Annotated in this window: 11 protein-coding genes; 1 reads left to right on the top strand and 10 read right to left on the bottom strand. The window is 74.7% G+C overall.

What is annotated here, in order from left to right; genetic code table 11:
* Positions 1-30: 30 nt before the first annotated feature.
* The 10 genes from OG429_RS28320 to OG429_RS28365 all read right to left on the bottom strand — a co-directional run bounded on the left by OG429_RS28320 (position 31) and on the right by OG429_RS28365 (position 13386).
* The gene (locus OG429_RS28320; RefSeq protein ID WP_030664136.1) at positions 31-456 is read right to left on the bottom strand and encodes a phage tail protein; all 426 of its coding nucleotides are present in this window, start codon (positions 454-456) and stop codon (positions 31-33) included.
* A 34-nt stretch (positions 457-490) separates the two neighbouring features.
* Positions 491-3697: a hypothetical protein gene (locus OG429_RS28325; RefSeq protein ID WP_328928061.1), complete on the bottom strand. Its 3207-nt coding sequence runs from the start codon at positions 3695-3697 to the stop codon at positions 491-493.
* Positions 3698-3701: 4 nt separating this feature from the next.
* A complete protein-coding gene (locus tag OG429_RS28330) occupies positions 3702-3860 on the bottom strand; it encodes a DUF6760 family protein (protein WP_328928062.1) in 159 nt (52 codons plus the stop codon).
* Entirely contained in the window at positions 3857-4354 is a 498-nt protein-coding gene (locus OG429_RS28335) for a hypothetical protein (protein WP_328928063.1), read from the bottom strand. Before OG429_RS28335 ends, OG429_RS28330 begins: the two co-directional genes overlap by 4 nt.
* Positions 4351-4791: a phage tail protein gene (locus OG429_RS28340; RefSeq protein ID WP_328928064.1), complete on the bottom strand. Its 441-nt coding sequence runs from the start codon at positions 4789-4791 to the stop codon at positions 4351-4353. The genes OG429_RS28335 and OG429_RS28340 overlap by 4 nt, the downstream gene beginning before the upstream one ends.
* A 41-nt stretch (positions 4792-4832) precedes the next feature.
* Positions 4833-6398, bottom strand: coding sequence for a phage tail sheath family protein (locus OG429_RS28345; protein WP_328928065.1), 1566 nt, complete (start codon positions 6396-6398; stop codon positions 4833-4835).
* A 165-nt stretch (positions 6399-6563) separates the two neighbouring features.
* Positions 6564-8669 (bottom strand): ATP-binding protein, encoded by a 2106-nt coding sequence (locus OG429_RS28350; protein ID WP_405678170.1) that lies wholly within the window; start codon positions 8667-8669, stop codon positions 6564-6566.
* Positions 8666-9370, bottom strand: coding sequence for a DUF4255 domain-containing protein (locus tag OG429_RS28355; protein WP_328928066.1), 705 nt, complete (start codon positions 9368-9370; stop codon positions 8666-8668). The genes OG429_RS28350 and OG429_RS28355 overlap by 4 nt, the downstream gene beginning before the upstream one ends.
* Positions 9367-12534 (bottom strand): hypothetical protein, encoded by a 3168-nt coding sequence (locus OG429_RS28360; RefSeq protein ID WP_328928067.1) that lies wholly within the window; start codon positions 12532-12534, stop codon positions 9367-9369. Before OG429_RS28360 ends, OG429_RS28355 begins: the two co-directional genes overlap by 4 nt.
* 180 nt (positions 12535-12714) lie before the next feature.
* On the bottom strand, positions 12715-13386 hold the full coding sequence (locus OG429_RS28365; RefSeq protein WP_328928068.1) for a helix-turn-helix transcriptional regulator: 672 nt from the start codon (positions 13384-13386) through the stop codon (positions 12715-12717).
* A 168-nt stretch (positions 13387-13554) separates the two neighbouring features.
* Between OG429_RS28365 and OG429_RS28370 the strand changes: the two genes are divergently transcribed.
* Positions 13555-14910, top strand: a complete 1356-nt coding sequence (locus OG429_RS28370; protein ID WP_328928069.1) for a COG1470 family protein — start codon at positions 13555-13557, stop codon at positions 14908-14910.
* The last annotated feature ends 148 nt before the right edge of the window (positions 14911-15058 follow it).

The following is a 15058-nucleotide window of genomic DNA, read 5'->3' on the forward strand; positions in this document are numbered from 1 at the left end:
CGAGGACGAGGAGCAGGTGGTGACGGTGGGTCAGGAGGGCAGCAGGCCCGCGTGGGCGATCTCCAGGGTCTCCACCGCCGCCGCGGAGTTGGCGGGGTCGAAGGACGGCCCCTGCCAGCGCACCGGGACGATCCCGAACACCTGCCAGCTGATGATCCGGCTCAGGTCGGGCCGCAGTGCCACGATCTCGCCGTCCTTCGGTTCGACCCGCCGCAGCGTCTCGTCCAGCCAACGGCCGATCTTCGCCGTGTCGGCCGTGACGGGCCGGGTGAGGGTGATGTTCGACCAGGTCACGCGCCCGGGCAGCTGCCAGGTGAAGCCGTTGTTGCCGCCCTCGGCGTAGCTCTCCATCTCGACCTCGGCGCCCATGCCGGAGCAGGTGTGGAAGGCGCCCAGGTCGTTGCCGCCGATCGCCAGCCGGAAGAACACGCTTGTCGCGAAGATGTTGTCGGTCATCGGTCCGTCGTCCGTTTCTCGTTCGTACGTGTTCTCAGCGGCGCCCGTCGAAGGGCCTGCCCGCGCGTTCCCGGCCGCGCCGCAGCTCGGTGCGCAGGAGGCGGGCGACCGGATCGAGCAGACGCCGTGCCAGGTCGTCCAGGTCGAGGTCGCCGCCGTGCGGCACCGCGTCGCGTGCACCCTCGGGCCGGCCGGCCGCGGCGGTCTTGCCTGCGCCGATCGGAGCGGGGTCGGTCCGACCGGGGTTGCTCTGACCGGGGTTGGTCCGACCGCTGTTGGTCGTGGTCCCGCCCGTGTCCCGCTGTACCGCAGGCGGGCCGCTCGCCGGTGGCGCGGGGCCGGTCGCCACCGGGGCGACGACGGGGGCCGGTGTCCTGGGGCGTACGACGGGTACGGTCCCGGCCGCCGACGCGGCCGGGGACGGCTGGACCACGAGCGGTGGTGCGTACGGGCCGGTCACGGGCAGGGGAGCGGCCGCGGCGGAGGCCGCCCCGGACGACGCGGATGCCGGGCGCACGGCGCGCACGGGACGCGGGCCGTGGCCAGGGGGTACGGGGGCGGGGGCGTGCGGCGCGGGTGTCGGCGAGGCCGCTGCCCGTGGCCCGTCCGCGGCTCGCTGGATCTGCGGCGGTGCGGTGGACGGGCTGGACGGGGTGGACGGCGCGGACCAGCGGGCCGGGACCACAGGGCGGCCTGCCGGGCGGGGGGCGGGGGCGGCCGTGCCTCCGGGGCCTCCCATGTCACCGGTGCCGAGGGTCAGCGGCCGTGCCGCCAGGAGCTGGAGGGTGCGGGGCGCGTACGGCGCGGCCGTCGCGGTGTCGGCGCGCTCGTGGTGCGGGGTTCCGCTCCGGTCGGCGACGGCACGTGCCACGACGAGCGGGACCGGGCCGATGCCCTTGCCCTGCGGGGTGGCGGTGGCCCGCTGGACGAGCGGGGGAGTACCGGCCGGGCCGCCGGCGGCCGCGGAGGGTACGGCGGTACGGCGCTGCACGTCGCCGGCGCCCAGCACAGGCGCGTGGACGGACGGCGCCTGGGGCCGCGCGGCGCGGGACCGGGAGGAGACGGACGTGGGCACGGCGGCGCTCGGTGGCAGCGAGGGCAGGGGCGCCCCCAGGCCGGTGCGTACGCGCGGCGCAGAGCGTTCCGGCCGTTCCGGGGCGGGGTTCGGTCGGTCGGCCGGTTCTGCCTGGCGCTGCACCGTGGGCATGGCGGGTGCGGTTGCCGGTGCGGGCGCCGATGCCGGTGTGGGTCCTGGGGCCGCTGTGGCCGTGGGTGGTAGTTCGGTGAGGGGCGCGCCGAGAGGTGGGCGCGTCTGCGGGGGTGCGGGTTCGGCCTGGCGCTGCACCGTGGGCATGGCAGGGGAGGCGGCGGGTGCGGCGGCGGTGACGGGGGTCGTTGTGGCGGTGGGCGGCAGTTCGGTCAGCGGCGCGCCGAGCGGTGCGCGTGTGCGTGCCCGCTGCACCGGCGTCTGCGGGGGCGTGGGTTCCGTTTGGCGCTGCACCGTGGGCATGGCGGGAGCGGGCGCCGATGCCTGGGTTGCCGTGGTCTGGGGCGGCAGTTCGTTCAGCGGCGCACCGAGCGGGGCGCGGGTCTGCGGGGGCGTGGGTTCTGCCTGGCGCTGCACCGTGGGCATGGCGGGGGCCGATGCGGGCGCGGGGACGGGGGTCGCGGTGGCGGTGGGCGGCAGTTCGGTCAGCGGTGTGCCGAGCGGGGCGCGGGTCTGCGCACGCTGTACGGGCGTTTCCGAGCCGGCCCCGGGCAGGACGGGGGCGGTGTCCGGCGCCTCGGGGGGACGTACGGCGGACACGCGTCGCCGGGGCGTGGCCGGGACCCGGGCGACGGTCAGCGTACGGCCGACGGCGCGCGGCCGGACCACGGTGGTACGGGTGGTGCCGCGAGCCTCCGGGGCGGGCGACTCCTCACCCGTGCGACCGGGATGGGCATCCGAGGCCGCCCGTACGGGCGTGGACCCGGTGGCGCGGGCAGGTGCGCCGGACCCGGATGCGCGCGCCGCGGCGCGCTGGACGGGAGGACCGGACGGGGACGTCGTCCGGGCCGCCGGGGCACCTTCGGCGGACGCCCCGGGGACCACCGCGATGCGGCGGACCAGCGGGAACCGCGCAGGCGTCGCCGTACGGTTGGCAGGGGACACTGCGGCCCGCTGCACGGCGGGAGCGGGCGCCCCGAGCACGGCCGCGGAGTGCGTGGACGTGAGGCCTCGGGTGGCGGCCCCAGCCTCCCCCGACGTCCCGGCATCCGGCCGGACCGTGCCCGCAGCGCCACGTGCGAGGGCACGCGCGACGACGGGGCCGGGCGCGCCGGCACCGGCGTCCTTGGCCCGGGCCCGCGCGCGGTCGCTGCCGCGGGACGGCGCCACGGCGTCCGCCGCGGTCGGGTTCCCGCCCGATGCGGACGCCTCCGGATCCGCGGCCGGGCCGCGCGAGCCCGAGGACGGAGCGCCCGCGTCGCCACGGGCGGTGGTACGCGCGACGACCGGACCCGGTGCGGACCGGTCCGTGCCCGAGTGCTTCGGGCCGGGCGGCGTCGTGCCCGAGGACGGGGCGCCCGAGGACGGGGCGCCCGAGGACGGGGCGCCCGAGGACGGGGCGCCCGCGCGGCCACGGGCGGTGGTACGCGCGACCACCGGACCCGGTGCGCCGGGCTCCGCGCCGCGGGTCGGGGGTACGGCGTCCGGTGCGGACCGGTCCGTGCCCGACTGGTTCGGGCCGGGCGCCGTCATGCCTGACGACGGGGCGCCGGGTCGCGTACGGCGCGAGATCTGCGGGGTGTCGCGCCGCCGCGACGGCGCTCCCGGAGCCGACGGCCGCACCGGCTGCGTCTGCCCGGCCGGCTCCTCCGCGCCGGGCTCGGTGCGCAGCGCCCGCAGGAGCAGGGGGCCGCCGCCGCTGTGGGTGGGGCGGGCGGTGGCGGAGCGGGCGACCCCGCGTACGAGACCGGCCGGGGCGGACGGCAGCAGGGCGTGGGCGAGCCCCGTGTCGAAGGACGGGTCGCGCCACGCGGCCAGGCCGGAGCGGAAGGCGAGCCCGTCACTGACGCCCATCGGCGCGCGCGACACGGTCAGTTCGGGCGGCGAGGTCATGCGCCAGCCGCCGTCCCAGTCGCCGGGCACGGCGACGTCCCGCGCGGCAGCCGTGTTCTGGTCCGCCGCCGCCGGCGGCGCCAGCGCGGCCGCGGTGTCCGGCACGGCGGCACGCCGACGCAGCCTGTCCCGCCATGCCATCTGTTCAACCGCCTTCGTTCACACGGGTGTTGATACGAGCTATCTCGGTGACCCAGTTCTGGCGCTCGCCGTGGGTCAGGTCGAGGATCTCGTCGCGCTGCCAGTGGAAGTGGTAGGCGATGTACGCGATCTCCTCCCGGAGCCGGGGGAGGGCGTACGTCACGATTCCCCCAGGCGCCCACCGGAGAGGTCGACCTCGAAGCCGCCGTCGCAGTGCGGGCAGGTGACCGCCGCGCGGGTGTGGCCCTCGCTGTTGACGCGCCGGTAGAAGTCCTGGAGGAACGCGACGTCGGTCGCGTACATCCGCTCGACGACCCCGGCGTGCACGTCGGTGATGGTGCCGAGCCGGGTGATCACCTGGCTCAGCAGCACCACGCTCAGGTACGCCGGGTTCTCCTTGACCCGCAGGTCGATCTGCGGGCGGAGCTCGTCGCGCGCGGTGGCCAGGCGCATCGCACCGTGCCGGTGCACGGTGCCCGCCTCGTCCACGTACCCGCGCGGCAGCTCGAACTCGAACTCCGTGCGCAGCCCGTGGTCCTCGCGAGGGGCCGGAGCGGCGGCGGCCGGGGGTGCCGCCGCCTGCTCCGGGGTCTGGGCGGGCGCCGTGACCTGGAGGATCTCCTCCAGGCTGCCCGCGGTCACCGTGCGGCGCCTCATTCGACGATGATCTCCTCGAACACGATGGTCACGGACTCGGTGGCCGCCGCGGACTCGCCGGCCTTGAGGGAGGGGCCCTCCCACTTGGAGGCCCAGCCCTGCATCAGCTGGATGCGGCGGACGGTCGATCCGGTGGAGTCCTTGATCTCGATGGTGAGGTTCTGCCGCGCGGTGTCGACGGCGCCGTTGTTCAGCGTCTCCTTGATCCACTTGGTGAACTCGCTGCTCTTGTCGAGTCCCCGGGTGATCGTCACCTCGCCCGCCTGGCGTGCGCCGGGCTGCTTGCGGATGATCTGCTTGCCCTCCGCGCTGACCTGGCGGACCTCGACGACCTCTTCCTCGACGGTCAGACCGCTGATCTCCTGGATCGACTCGACCAGGTAGCCACCGAGCTGTACGCCGAAGACGTGGGTGGAAAGAGCATCGCCCTCTGCCATGACTGTCCTTCACCTTTCCTTGCTGCTGCTGCCCCGGAGGGTCACTCGTCGATGAGGCTGGTGCTGTCGGAGAACTGGGCCAGCCGGAACACCACGAACTCGGCGGGCTTGACGGGCGACACACCGATCTCGCAGACCACGCGGCCCTGGTCGATCGACTCCTGCGGGTTGTTGTCCCGGTCGCACTTGACGTAGAACGCCTCCGCCGCCGTGCGGCCGAACAGGGCGCCGCGGCGCCACTCCTCGGTCAGGAACGCGGTGACGTTGCGCCGGATGCTCGACCAGAGCCGGTCGTCGTTGGGTTCGAAGACCACCCACTGGGTGCCCAGGAGGATGGACTCCTCCAGGTAGTTGAAAAGGCGGCGCACGTTCAGGTAGCGCCAGGCCGGGTCGGAGGAGAGGGTGCGCGCGCCCCAGATCCGGATGCCCCGGCCGGGGAAGGCCCGTACGCAGTTCACGCCGATCGGGTTGAGCAGGTCCTGCTCGCCCTTGCTCAGGCGCAGTTCCAGGTCCACCGCGCCGCGGATCACCTCGTTGGCGGGGGCCTTGTGCACACCGCGCTCGGCATCGCTGCGCGCCCACACACCGGCGATGTGACCGCTCGGCGGGACGGTCGTGTTGTGCCCGGCGGCCGGGTCGAAGACCCGCACCCACGGGTAGTAGAGGGTGGCATAGCGGGAGTCGTAGCCCGCCTCGTCGTTGCGCCAGGTGCGCACCTGCTGCGCGGAGAGCCCGGGCGGGGTGTCCAGCACGGCCACCCGGTCGCCCATCTGCTCGCAGTGCGAGATCACCGCGAGCTGCACGGTGCGCACGCCCTCGGCGTCGATGTCGCCGCGCTGGTAGGCGCTCATCAGGTCCGGCACGGCGACCATCGTGATCTCGTCGATGGTCTCGAGGCCGGCGAATCCGGTGCGGGCGGCCGCGTCGCCGACGTACTCGGCCGGGTCGAGCCGGGACACGGTGCCGTTGCCGGTCGCGGCGGGCACGGCGGCCGGGGCGTCGGGCAGGGCCAGGGTCTGGCCGGCGGGCCGGGTCTGGGCGGCGGAGCGCTGCTCCGTGACCTCGATCAGCTTCGAGGCGCGCGCCTGGGTGACGAGGTAGCCCTTGACGTTCTTGCGGGCGGAGACCTCGAAGGTCTCGGCGACCTGCTCGCCCTGGCGGACCAGGAGCTTGAAGCGGTCCTCGGGCGGGTTCTCCCCGTCCGCGTCGGCGATCTCCACGGACACGCCGGTGACGCCCGGCCGCGCCGTGATCAGGAAGCCGCCGAGCTCGACGGGCTGCGCCGCGCGGGGCTGGGGGACCGCTCCCGCGGTGGCCGGTGCGGCGGAGGCGTCGTCACGGTCGGATCCGCCGACGCGGACGACGTACGCGGCGCCGCCGCCGTTGGCGAAGTACCCGTAGACCGCGTGGGGCAGGTAGGTGCCCTCGGTGAAGCCCCCGAAGTGCTGGCTGTACTGGTCCCAGCTGGTGACCAGCGTCGGCTCGTGGAAGGGTCCGCTCTGGGCGAACCCGACGAACGCGGCGACGGCGGTGCCGACCCCTTCGATCGGGCGAGCACCGGACTGCACCTCCTCCACGTACACGCCCGGGGTGAGGTACGTCGGCATGCTCGCTCCTTCGTCACGGCTTGGCAATCAGGTCTGGTCACAGCCTTTCCGGCTGCCGCCGCCGGCGGCAGGGGCGTTCGGACCTGGCCAGGGGCAAGTGCGCTGCCCTTGCGGTCGCCCCCGCCGGACCGGCCAGGCAGCCCGCCCGGCACGCCGCGGCCCAGGTCACACGTCCGTGATCCGGCCCAGGTACGGCCCGAACTCGCTCTCCAGGAGCAGGCGGCCGAGCTTGCGGTACTCCTGGGCGACGGCCGTCACCACCTGGGGCATGGTCAGCGGCTCACCCGATGCGGCCGCGGAGTAGGCGGCGGTCACCGCGCAGGCCCGGATCGAGCCTCCGGCGAGTTCGAACCGGTCCGCACAGAAGCCGAGATCGAGGTCGTCGGTCCGGGGCAGCCGGTCGCCCAGGCACCGCTCCCACAGGGCCAGGCGCTGGGCGCCGTCGGGCACGGGGAAGTCCGCGACCACGTCCAGGCGGCGGGTGAACGCCTCGTCGAGGTTGGCCCGCAGGTTGGTGGTCAGGATGGCGATGCCGTCGAAGGACTCCATCCGCTGGAGCAGGTACGCCGACTCCATGTTGGCGTGCTTGTCGTGGGAGTCCTTCACCTCCGAGCGCTTGCCGAAGATCGCGTCGGCCTCGTCGAAGAGCAGCACCGCGTTGACGGCCGACGCCTCGGTGAAGATCCGCTCCAGGTTCTTCTCGGTCTCGCCGACGTACTTGTCGACGACCGTGGACAGGTCCACCACGTACAGGTCCATGCCCAGGTCGGCCGCCACGACCTCGGCGGACATGGTCTTGCCGGTGCCGGAGGAACCCGCGAACAGCGCGATCACCCCGCGCCCGCGCCCGCCGCCGGGCCGCATGCCCCACTGCCCGAGGACCTGGTCGCGGTGGCGCGCGCGCACCGCGAGTTCACGCAGCCGACGGTGGGTGGGGGCGGGCAGCACCAGGTCGTCCCAGCCCACCGCGGGCTCCACCCGGCGGGCGAGGCGGGCCAGGCCCGCGCCGTTCTGGGCCCGTACCGCGGTACGCAGGTCGTCGGGGTCGACCGGGCGGCCGTCGAGCGCGGCGGTGCGCGACGCGGCGTCGGCGGCCCGCCGAAGCTGCCCGGCGTCGAGGCGGTGCGCGGCCACGGACCGGGCGAGCGCGTCGGCCTCGCCGGTGTCCCCGCGTTCGCCGGCGGCCCGCTCCAGCGCGTGGCGCCAGCGCACGGCCTGCCGGTCGGGGGAGGGGGCCGCCACCGTCACGGTGACGGGGGTGGCGGCCGCCCAGGCGGGTTCCCAGCCGCTCGTACCGTGCGTGAACAGGGGGATGCCGCGCAGCGCCGTGCACAGACTGCGCAGGACGTGGGCCCGCTCATCGGGTTTGTCGGGCAGTTCCTCCAGCGGCCCGAGCAGCACACCGGCGCCCAGCAGGCGGGCCTCGCGGGCGGCGGCGCGGGCGAGTGCGGGCAGGGCGCGGGTGTGGTGGGTCAGTGCCGCCGGGTCGAGGACCAGGGGGCGCAGTCCGCAGGCGTGCAGTGCGGCGGCGGCCAGGCCCTCGGGGTCGCCGCCGCGGGTCCGCAGGTGGACGTGGCCGGTGCCGCTCGTGGCCGCGGCGGCGGCCCGGTTCAGTTCGTCGGGGTCGACGGCCGGGTCGTCGGCGGCCTCGCCGAGCACCTCGGCCAGACGCGGATCGGGCGCGGCGTCGCCGAGCAGGTGGGCGGTGACCCGGTCCGGGACGGCCAGCACCCGGGACAGGGGCGGCCGTTCGGCCTCCGTGACCTCCAGCAGACCGCCCGCGACGAGCGGTGCGCCGGGGGAGAGCCGGAACCGGGCGGCCGCGACCCGGCTGCGTCCGCACAGTTCGAGGGCGAGTCCGACGGTCGGCCGACGCCGTGTCAGGTCGTCGTTGAGGTAGCCGTAGAGCCGTTCGAAGCGGGCGTCCAGGTCCGGCGCCAGGGCGACCAGGAGCAGGTCCACGTCCAGCGGATCCAGCCCGAAGCGCGTCGCGAGGACGTCGAGCGGCGAGCCGGGCGGAGGGCCGCCCGGTGCGAGCGCGGGCAGGCCCGGCCCGTGCTCCTCGTCCAGGATCCGGGCGACCCCCTCGGGAGTGAAGTACTGGCCCCGGTAGGGGTCGTCCAGGTCGGGGTCGACGGCGCGCCGGAGCGCCACGGCCAGCCGTACCCGCTCCTCGACGAGCCGGAGCCGCGTCCACAGGTACGGGACCTCGTCGGCGCCGGCCGGGTCCGGTGCGGTGTCCGGTGCCGGGGGCTGGAGGGTGTGCGTCACGGCTGCCGTTCTCCTCGTCGGCGGCGGGCGGGAGCCTTGGGCCGTTCCCGTGAGCCGCCGAAGCCTTCCGGCCCCGGTGCGCCCAGCTCGACGTAGCGCAGCCGGCGCGGGCTCCCGTCCTCGCCCGGTCCGGCCTGCGGTACGGAGTTCACCACGAGGCCCTCGGTGACGGGCGGGGCCGTGACCTTGCTGATGCCTGCCAGCGGCGCCTTCACGCGCAGCCCGAGGGACGGCTTCAGCTCGCCGCCCAGCGCCGACCACACGTCGGAGGCGGCCGGCGCGTCCATTCCGGTGCCGCCCGCGTCCACGTCCACGATCAGGCCGAGCTCGGCGAGCGTGCCGGTCAGCAGGCGCGGGGGCAGCGTGTCGGTGGACACGAGGCAGGAGAGCACCTGGGAGAGCAGCCGGTGCTCGTCCTGCGGTCTGCTCGCCCAGGCGGTGACCAGGTACGTCAGCTCGAACCAGCGTGGCGGGGTGCGGCGCGCGACGACGAACCCGTCCGCGTCGTACACCTCGCCCGCACCGCTGCCGCGCCGGGTCGGGTCCTCCCTGATGTCGTACAGGAACACGCAGACCGTGGGCGCGCTGCGGCGTGCCGCCCAGTCACTGGTCGGCGCGTCGAACACGACCTCGACGCCCGACGCCTCCAGGCCGGATTCCGCCAGCAGCCGCCGCAGCCCCTCGTCGACCTCGTGGATCATCGGCGCGTCACCTCGTCGGGCGGCTGCACCGTGCCGTTGACCACGAGGAAGTCGGTCTGCACCGGGGAGAAGCCGGGGCCGCTCGCGGTGATGACACGGGGGCCGGTCTGGTCCTTGGCGAGGATCAGCAGCTGCCCGATGAACGTGCCGTCGGACCGGGGGAAGGTCGGTGCCGCCGCGGCCGTGATGCCCGGCTTCCAGGTGAACCGCACGGGCACGCCGGGCGGGAAGTCCTCGCCGCGTACCGAGGTGACGAAGCCGGGCCTGCCGATCGGCGGCACGGCGACGATGCGCGGCTGGAGGATGCGCAGCTGCTGCTGGGCGCTGTTGTCGCCGGGGTCGGCGTCCGTGCCGGTCGTGGTCAGGCTGCCGGTCACGAGGCCGGTGAGCGCCTTGTCGGGGTTGAGGACGACCCGCAGGACGGTCCGGGCGCCCGGAGCCAGGTCCGGCAGTGCGCACTCCCAGTTCTGGTCGCAGCCCGGCGGCGGCCCGGCGTGGGGCACGCCCTGCGGGAGGCCGATGCGCAGACGCAGGCCGGTGGCCAGGGCGTTGCGGCCGTTGCGGACGGTGTACGTGACCACGACGCGGCCGCCGACGTAGCCGGGGTTCGGCTGCGCCGTGACGCTCACCCCGGGGCCGGCCGGGGGTGCGGGCGGTTCCGGCTGCGGCGTGGGCGTCGTGGGCGGGGTGGTCGGCGGGGCCGGGGTCGGCGTCGGCGGGGTGGGCGTCGGCTTCGGGGGTACGGGTGCCTCGTGCACCGGCACCACGGTCCGTCCGGTGTTGTCGCTGGGCCGGGGGTCGAGGACGCTGCCGGTGACCGACCAGTCCACCGGCTGGTCGCCCGGGGTGACGCCGGTGAGGGTGACGGTCACCGGGACGGTGGTGCCGGGGGGCACCACGCCCAGGGCGCAGGTCAGGGCCGCGGCGTCGCAGGTGGCGCGGGGTGCGGTGAGCGCGGTGACGTTCACGCCGAGCGGGGGCGCGACGGTCAGCCGGGTGCCGGGTGAGGCCGCCGGGCCGTGGTTGACGACGTCCACCCGGACGGTGGCCGAGCCGCCGACGGTCAGCGGCGCGGCCTTCTCGGGTGCGCGCACCGCGAGGTCCACCGACTGCTGCACGCTCGGTTCCTTCTGCCGGCCCGGCAGGCCGGTGACGAGCAGGTTGTGGGCGCCGGTCGCCACGTCCACCAGCTTCAGCTTCTCCGGGCTGTTGGCGGCCCGGTCGCCGCGGGCACTGAGCACCAGGCTCTTGCCGTCGGCGGTCCAGGCCGCGTCGCGGGGCTGGAACGGTCCCTTGGCGGTGGGTTCGGGCAGTTCCCGGCCGCAGGCCCCCGACAGGTCGCGGGCGGAGTCGGGCAGCAGGACCCGGCAGGTGCCGCCCGCCGGAGAGACGAGCAGGATGCCGCTGCGCTCGTCGACGCGGCCTCCGCCGTTCTTGCGGTTGAAGGCGATGGTGGCGCCGTCCGGCGAGAACGCCGGGCTGTCGTCGATGACGTCGCAGGCACCGGGACAGTTGGTCGCGCTCAGGTCGCGCTGCTGGTCCAGGCGGTCCACGGGCACGGTCCAGATGTGCTTGTTGCCTCCGCGGCCGTTGATCACGAGGTTGCGGGTGAAGGCCAGCGTCGTGCCGTCGGAGGACCACGTGGGCTGGGCGTCGCCGCCCCGGGCCTGGCCCGCGGGCGGGGTGATCTCGCCACGGATCGCACCGGTGGCGGCGTCCGCGATCAGGATGCGCGCGGGGCCCGCGGCATCGCCGACGCCGCCGGGCGAGGTCCGGGTGAAGGCCAGGAACCTGCCGTCGGGGGAGAACGTCGGGTCGGTGTCCCAGTCCTTGGGGCCGCGGCCCGCGAGCGGCAGGGGCGCCTCGTGGGTACCGTCGGCGTCCGCGATCCAGATCCGTTCGATCCGGGCGTCGGGCTTGCCCTCGAAGCGCGTCACCACGATCCTGCGCCCGTCGGGAGTGTAGTTCTGCCGCTCGGTCCACGGGTCGTACCCGGCGGCGGGCTGGAACAGCGGGTCCTTGGCCGGGTCGGTGTTGGTGTCGGCCGCCGGGTCCTCGTCGAGGATGGTCAGGTTGAGGTCGCGGGGGTCGGAGCCGTCCATCCGGGCGTCCTGCAGGGTCACCGCGTGCGGCCCGGCCGCCGAGATCCGCTCGACCACGATGCCGCCGCCGGTCAGCGGACCGAGCCAGGTGGCCGGGCCGACCTCGCGGTTCTCGCTGAGCTCCACCTTGGGCGGGTCCGCCGAGTGCGCGGGCACCCGGAAGACGTGCTCCCAGTCGCCCTTGCAGTCACAGGTGCGGTCGGGGCTGAGGAAGAGCAAGCCGTTCCCGTCGGGCAGCCACGCTGCCCCGTGGGTACGCCAGCCCGCCTGGGCGCCGGCCAGCAGCGGGCCGTCGCCGCGCCCGTCGGTCCAGCGCAGGCGGGGCCCGGACGGTCCGGTGGCGGTGTAGGCGATCACGTCCCGGTTGGCCTTGTCGTCCACCGGGTTCCACACCGGTTCGGTGGCCGTGCCGTTGGCGGGGTCGGTGACGCGGGTGGCGCCGCCGCCCCGCAGGGGGCGTACGTAGACCTGTCGGCCGACGGCCCGGTCGCTGTCGGAGGAGTACGCCAGGCGTCCGCCGTCCGGCGAGACCGTCGGGTGCTCCTCGTTCGCGGGGGTGTCGGTCAGCCGGGTGAGGCCGGTGCCGTCGGTGCGCACCAGCCACAGGTCGCGCTGGACGCCACCGGACGCGGCGGGCTGGACCGAGTCGAAGACGACCGAACGGCCGTCCGGGGTCAGCCGGGGGTTCGCCACGTCCAGGCCGCTGGTCAGACGGCGCACCGAGCCGTCCGCGGACCGCAGGTAGACCTGCGGGGCCCGCTCGTCGCGGCGGCTGGCGAAGACCAACTGGTCGCCCTGCGCGGCGGGCTGGAGGTCCTGGTGCACCGGGCCCTCGCCGAACAGCGGGGTGCTGGACGTGTCGCTCGCCACCCGGCCCAGACTGCGGTGGCGCGTACCGGCGTACGCGACCCGGCTGTCCCCGGCGTCCGCCGCGAGGGTTCGTGCCTCGGCGTCGCCGGGGCCGGAGGCCGCCGTCACCGCGAGCAAGGGGATCAGCAGCAGCAGTGACGCGCCGACTCTCCCCCAGCGGGGTCGCCGACCGCCGGATCCACCCGTGCCCATCAGGGTCCACCTCACCGTCCGGTGCAGCATCTACGTATGACCCCGCCACCCTGCGGCCCCGCGGCGGCGGACCGGCAGGGCCGCGGGGCCGGATCCGGGGGAAGCGCCGGGTGCGCTTTCGGGCAGTGGCGTCCGCGGCCCGCACGTGCGGGCCGCGGGGTACCGGTCCCCGCCGTACGGTCAGATCAGCCCGTTGCGCAGGGCGTAGCCGACCGCATGCGTGCGATTGCGCAGTTGCAGCCGCGTGATGACCTCGTGCAGCACGTTCTTGACGGTCCGTTCGGAGTACGAGGTCTTGCGGGCGATCTCCGCGGTGTCCAGGCCCTCCGACACCAGGCGCAGCATGTCCGCCTCGCGCGGGGTCAGGGTGGACAGGGACACGGCGCGCGGGTCGAGCGCCGAACGCTGCAGGCTGCCGACGTGGTCGAGGAGCTTCGCGAGCAGGTCGCCGGGCAGCACGCCCTCGCCGTTCGCTATCGCCAGGACCAGACGAAGGAGCCGGTCCTGGTCGGCCTCGGAGCGCCGCAGCACCGCGGTGACCCCGGATTCGATGGCGCGCTGCAAGGCGTCCCCGGATTCGAACGTGCCGACCACGAGCCCGGTGCGCGTGTCGGAGCTGAGCCGCAGCCGGTCCAGCAGGGCGGCCGTCTCGTCGTCCACGCTGTCCACGGTCACGAGCGACACCTGCGCGTCGTCGGCGTCGGTGTCGTCGACGAGCTCGATCTCCGGTCGCTGGCGCAGTTGGTGGACGACCCCGACGCGCAGGATCGGGTCCGACGCGTACACGGCCACGGTGACCCGCTGGCCGCCGCCGGGTGAGGAAACGGTTCCGTTGTGCTGAGGCTGGGGCATGTGCGTACCTGTTCCGTGATGCGTATGTGGGATACGGATGTGAGGGAGATGGTCAACAGGTGGTTCAGTAAGAGGAGTTGGGGACAGCCTGCGGGGGCATCGGGGCTGCCCGGGGCGTTGCCCTCGCGCCCGTGGAAGTGGCCGGGGCGCCGCCATTAGCGTCGTGGTGTGACATCCCCAGCAGCCTCTTCCAGCCCTGGCGCTCCCGGCCTCGACATCCCGCGGGTGTCGGTGACGCCGGGCGGTACCGCATCCACCACCCTGACGGTCCGCAACGACGGCGACATCGTCGAGGCGTACCGCCTGGAGGTCGTCGGCGACTGCGCTGCGTGGACCACGGTGGAACCCGAGCGCGTCTCCCTCTACCCCGGCACCTCGGAAACGGTGACGATCCGCCTGGCCCCACCGCGCTCGCCGCAGGTGCGGGCGGGCGATGTGCCGCTCGCCGTGCGCGTGCTGCCCACCGAGCATCCCGAGTCCGTGCGGGTCCCCGAGACCACCGTGCACATCGAGGAGTTCCGGGAACTGCGCGCAGAGAGCGCTCCCAAACGCCGCCGCGGCTGGCTGCGCGGGCGCTATCGACTCGCCGTGCGCAACGAGGGCAACTCCCCGGTACGGCTCGGTTTCACGCCCGCGCAGCCGGGTGAGGAGCTGAAGTTCGACTTCCGCCCCGCCACGTTGAAGCTGGAGCCGGGGGAGTCGGCGGAGGTGGCGCTGCGCGTCCGCACCGGCAAGCCGGTGTGGTTCGGGTCCCCGGTGACCTGGCCGTTCACGGTCGAAGTAGCCGAAACCGGCGACGGGGACGGTGAGGACGGCAAGGAGCAGCCGGAGCCGGACGCCGTGCGGGCCCCGCTGGAGGCGGAGTTCGTCCAGATCCCGATCTTCCCGACGTGGCTGCTCGCGGTACTGGCCGCGCTGCTGGCGCTGCTGCTCGCCTGGTTCATGCTGGTGCGCCCGGCTGTGCGCAGCACGGCCAAGGAGGCCGCCGACGAGGTGGTCCAGAAGAGGCCGACGCCCGGTGCGGACGTGGACGGACAGTCCCCGGGGGCCGGCGGCGCCACCAAGCAGCCGGGCGGCGGAGGCAAGAACCCCCAGCCCGGGGCGGGCACAGGCGGTACGGGGGCCGGGCCCGGATCGGGGTCCGGAGGCGGCGGCGGGGGCGCCGCAGGACAGCAGAGTTCGGCCACCATCGACCTGCAGACCGACGGCGGTCAGACCAAGGCCGGCGCCTACACGGTGCCCGCGGGCAAGGCGTTCGGGATCACGGACATCGTCGTCGCCAACTTCCAGGGCGACGAAGGCGTGGTGACCATCAGCTTCGGCGACCGCAAGATCACGACGATCGCGCTGGAGACGTTCCGCAACCAGGACTATCACTGGGTCACCCCCATCAGCATCGCCGAGAGCCAGACTGTGACCGTCCAGGTGACCTGTGCGAAGCCGGGCACCCCTGCCACCGGGCGTCAGGCGCAGGAGTGCCACGAGGTGCTCAACGTAAGTGGTGTACTGAGCGACCTCCGGTGACCCGAGCGGCACGGCCATAGTCGGTCAGGTTGTACGCCGGGGCAAAGAGGGCCTTTGCCCTGGCGTCCGGAAATCGGCACTCCAGAGGATCGATCGGGCGTTCCCCTCGCAACCGCACGCTTTCGATTCGACAGTGCCAGGACCGGTT

The organism is Streptomyces sp. NBC_00190, from assembly GCF_036203305.1.
Lineage (GTDB): Bacteria > Actinomycetota > Actinomycetes > Streptomycetales > Streptomycetaceae > Streptomyces.

Excerpts from the sequence above, each read along its gene's own strand:
- OG429_RS28320 (WP_030664136.1), bottom strand. The coding sequence starts at position 456 with ATGACCGACAACATCTTCGCGACAAGCGTGTTCTTCCGGCTGGCGATC.
- OG429_RS28325 (WP_328928061.1), bottom strand. The coding sequence starts at position 3,697 with ATGGCATGGCGGGACAGGCTGCGTCGGCGTGCCGCCGTGCCGGACACC.
- OG429_RS28335 (WP_328928063.1), bottom strand. The coding sequence starts at position 4,354 with ATGAGGCGCCGCACGGTGACCGCGGGCAGCCTGGAGGAGATCCTCCAG.
- OG429_RS28340 (WP_328928064.1), bottom strand. The coding sequence starts at position 4,791 with ATGGCAGAGGGCGATGCTCTTTCCACCCACGTCTTCGGCGTACAGCTC.
- OG429_RS28345 (WP_328928065.1), bottom strand. The coding sequence starts at position 6,398 with ATGCCGACGTACCTCACCCCGGGCGTGTACGTGGAGGAGGTGCAGTCC.
- OG429_RS28355 (WP_328928066.1), bottom strand. The coding sequence starts at position 9,370 with ATGATCCACGAGGTCGACGAGGGGCTGCGGCGGCTGCTGGCGGAATCC.
- OG429_RS28360 (WP_328928067.1), bottom strand. The coding sequence starts at position 12,534 with ATGGGCACGGGTGGATCCGGCGGTCGGCGACCCCGCTGGGGGAGAGTC.
- OG429_RS28365 (WP_328928068.1), bottom strand. The coding sequence starts at position 13,386 with ATGCCCCAGCCTCAGCACAACGGAACCGTTTCCTCACCCGGCGGCGGC.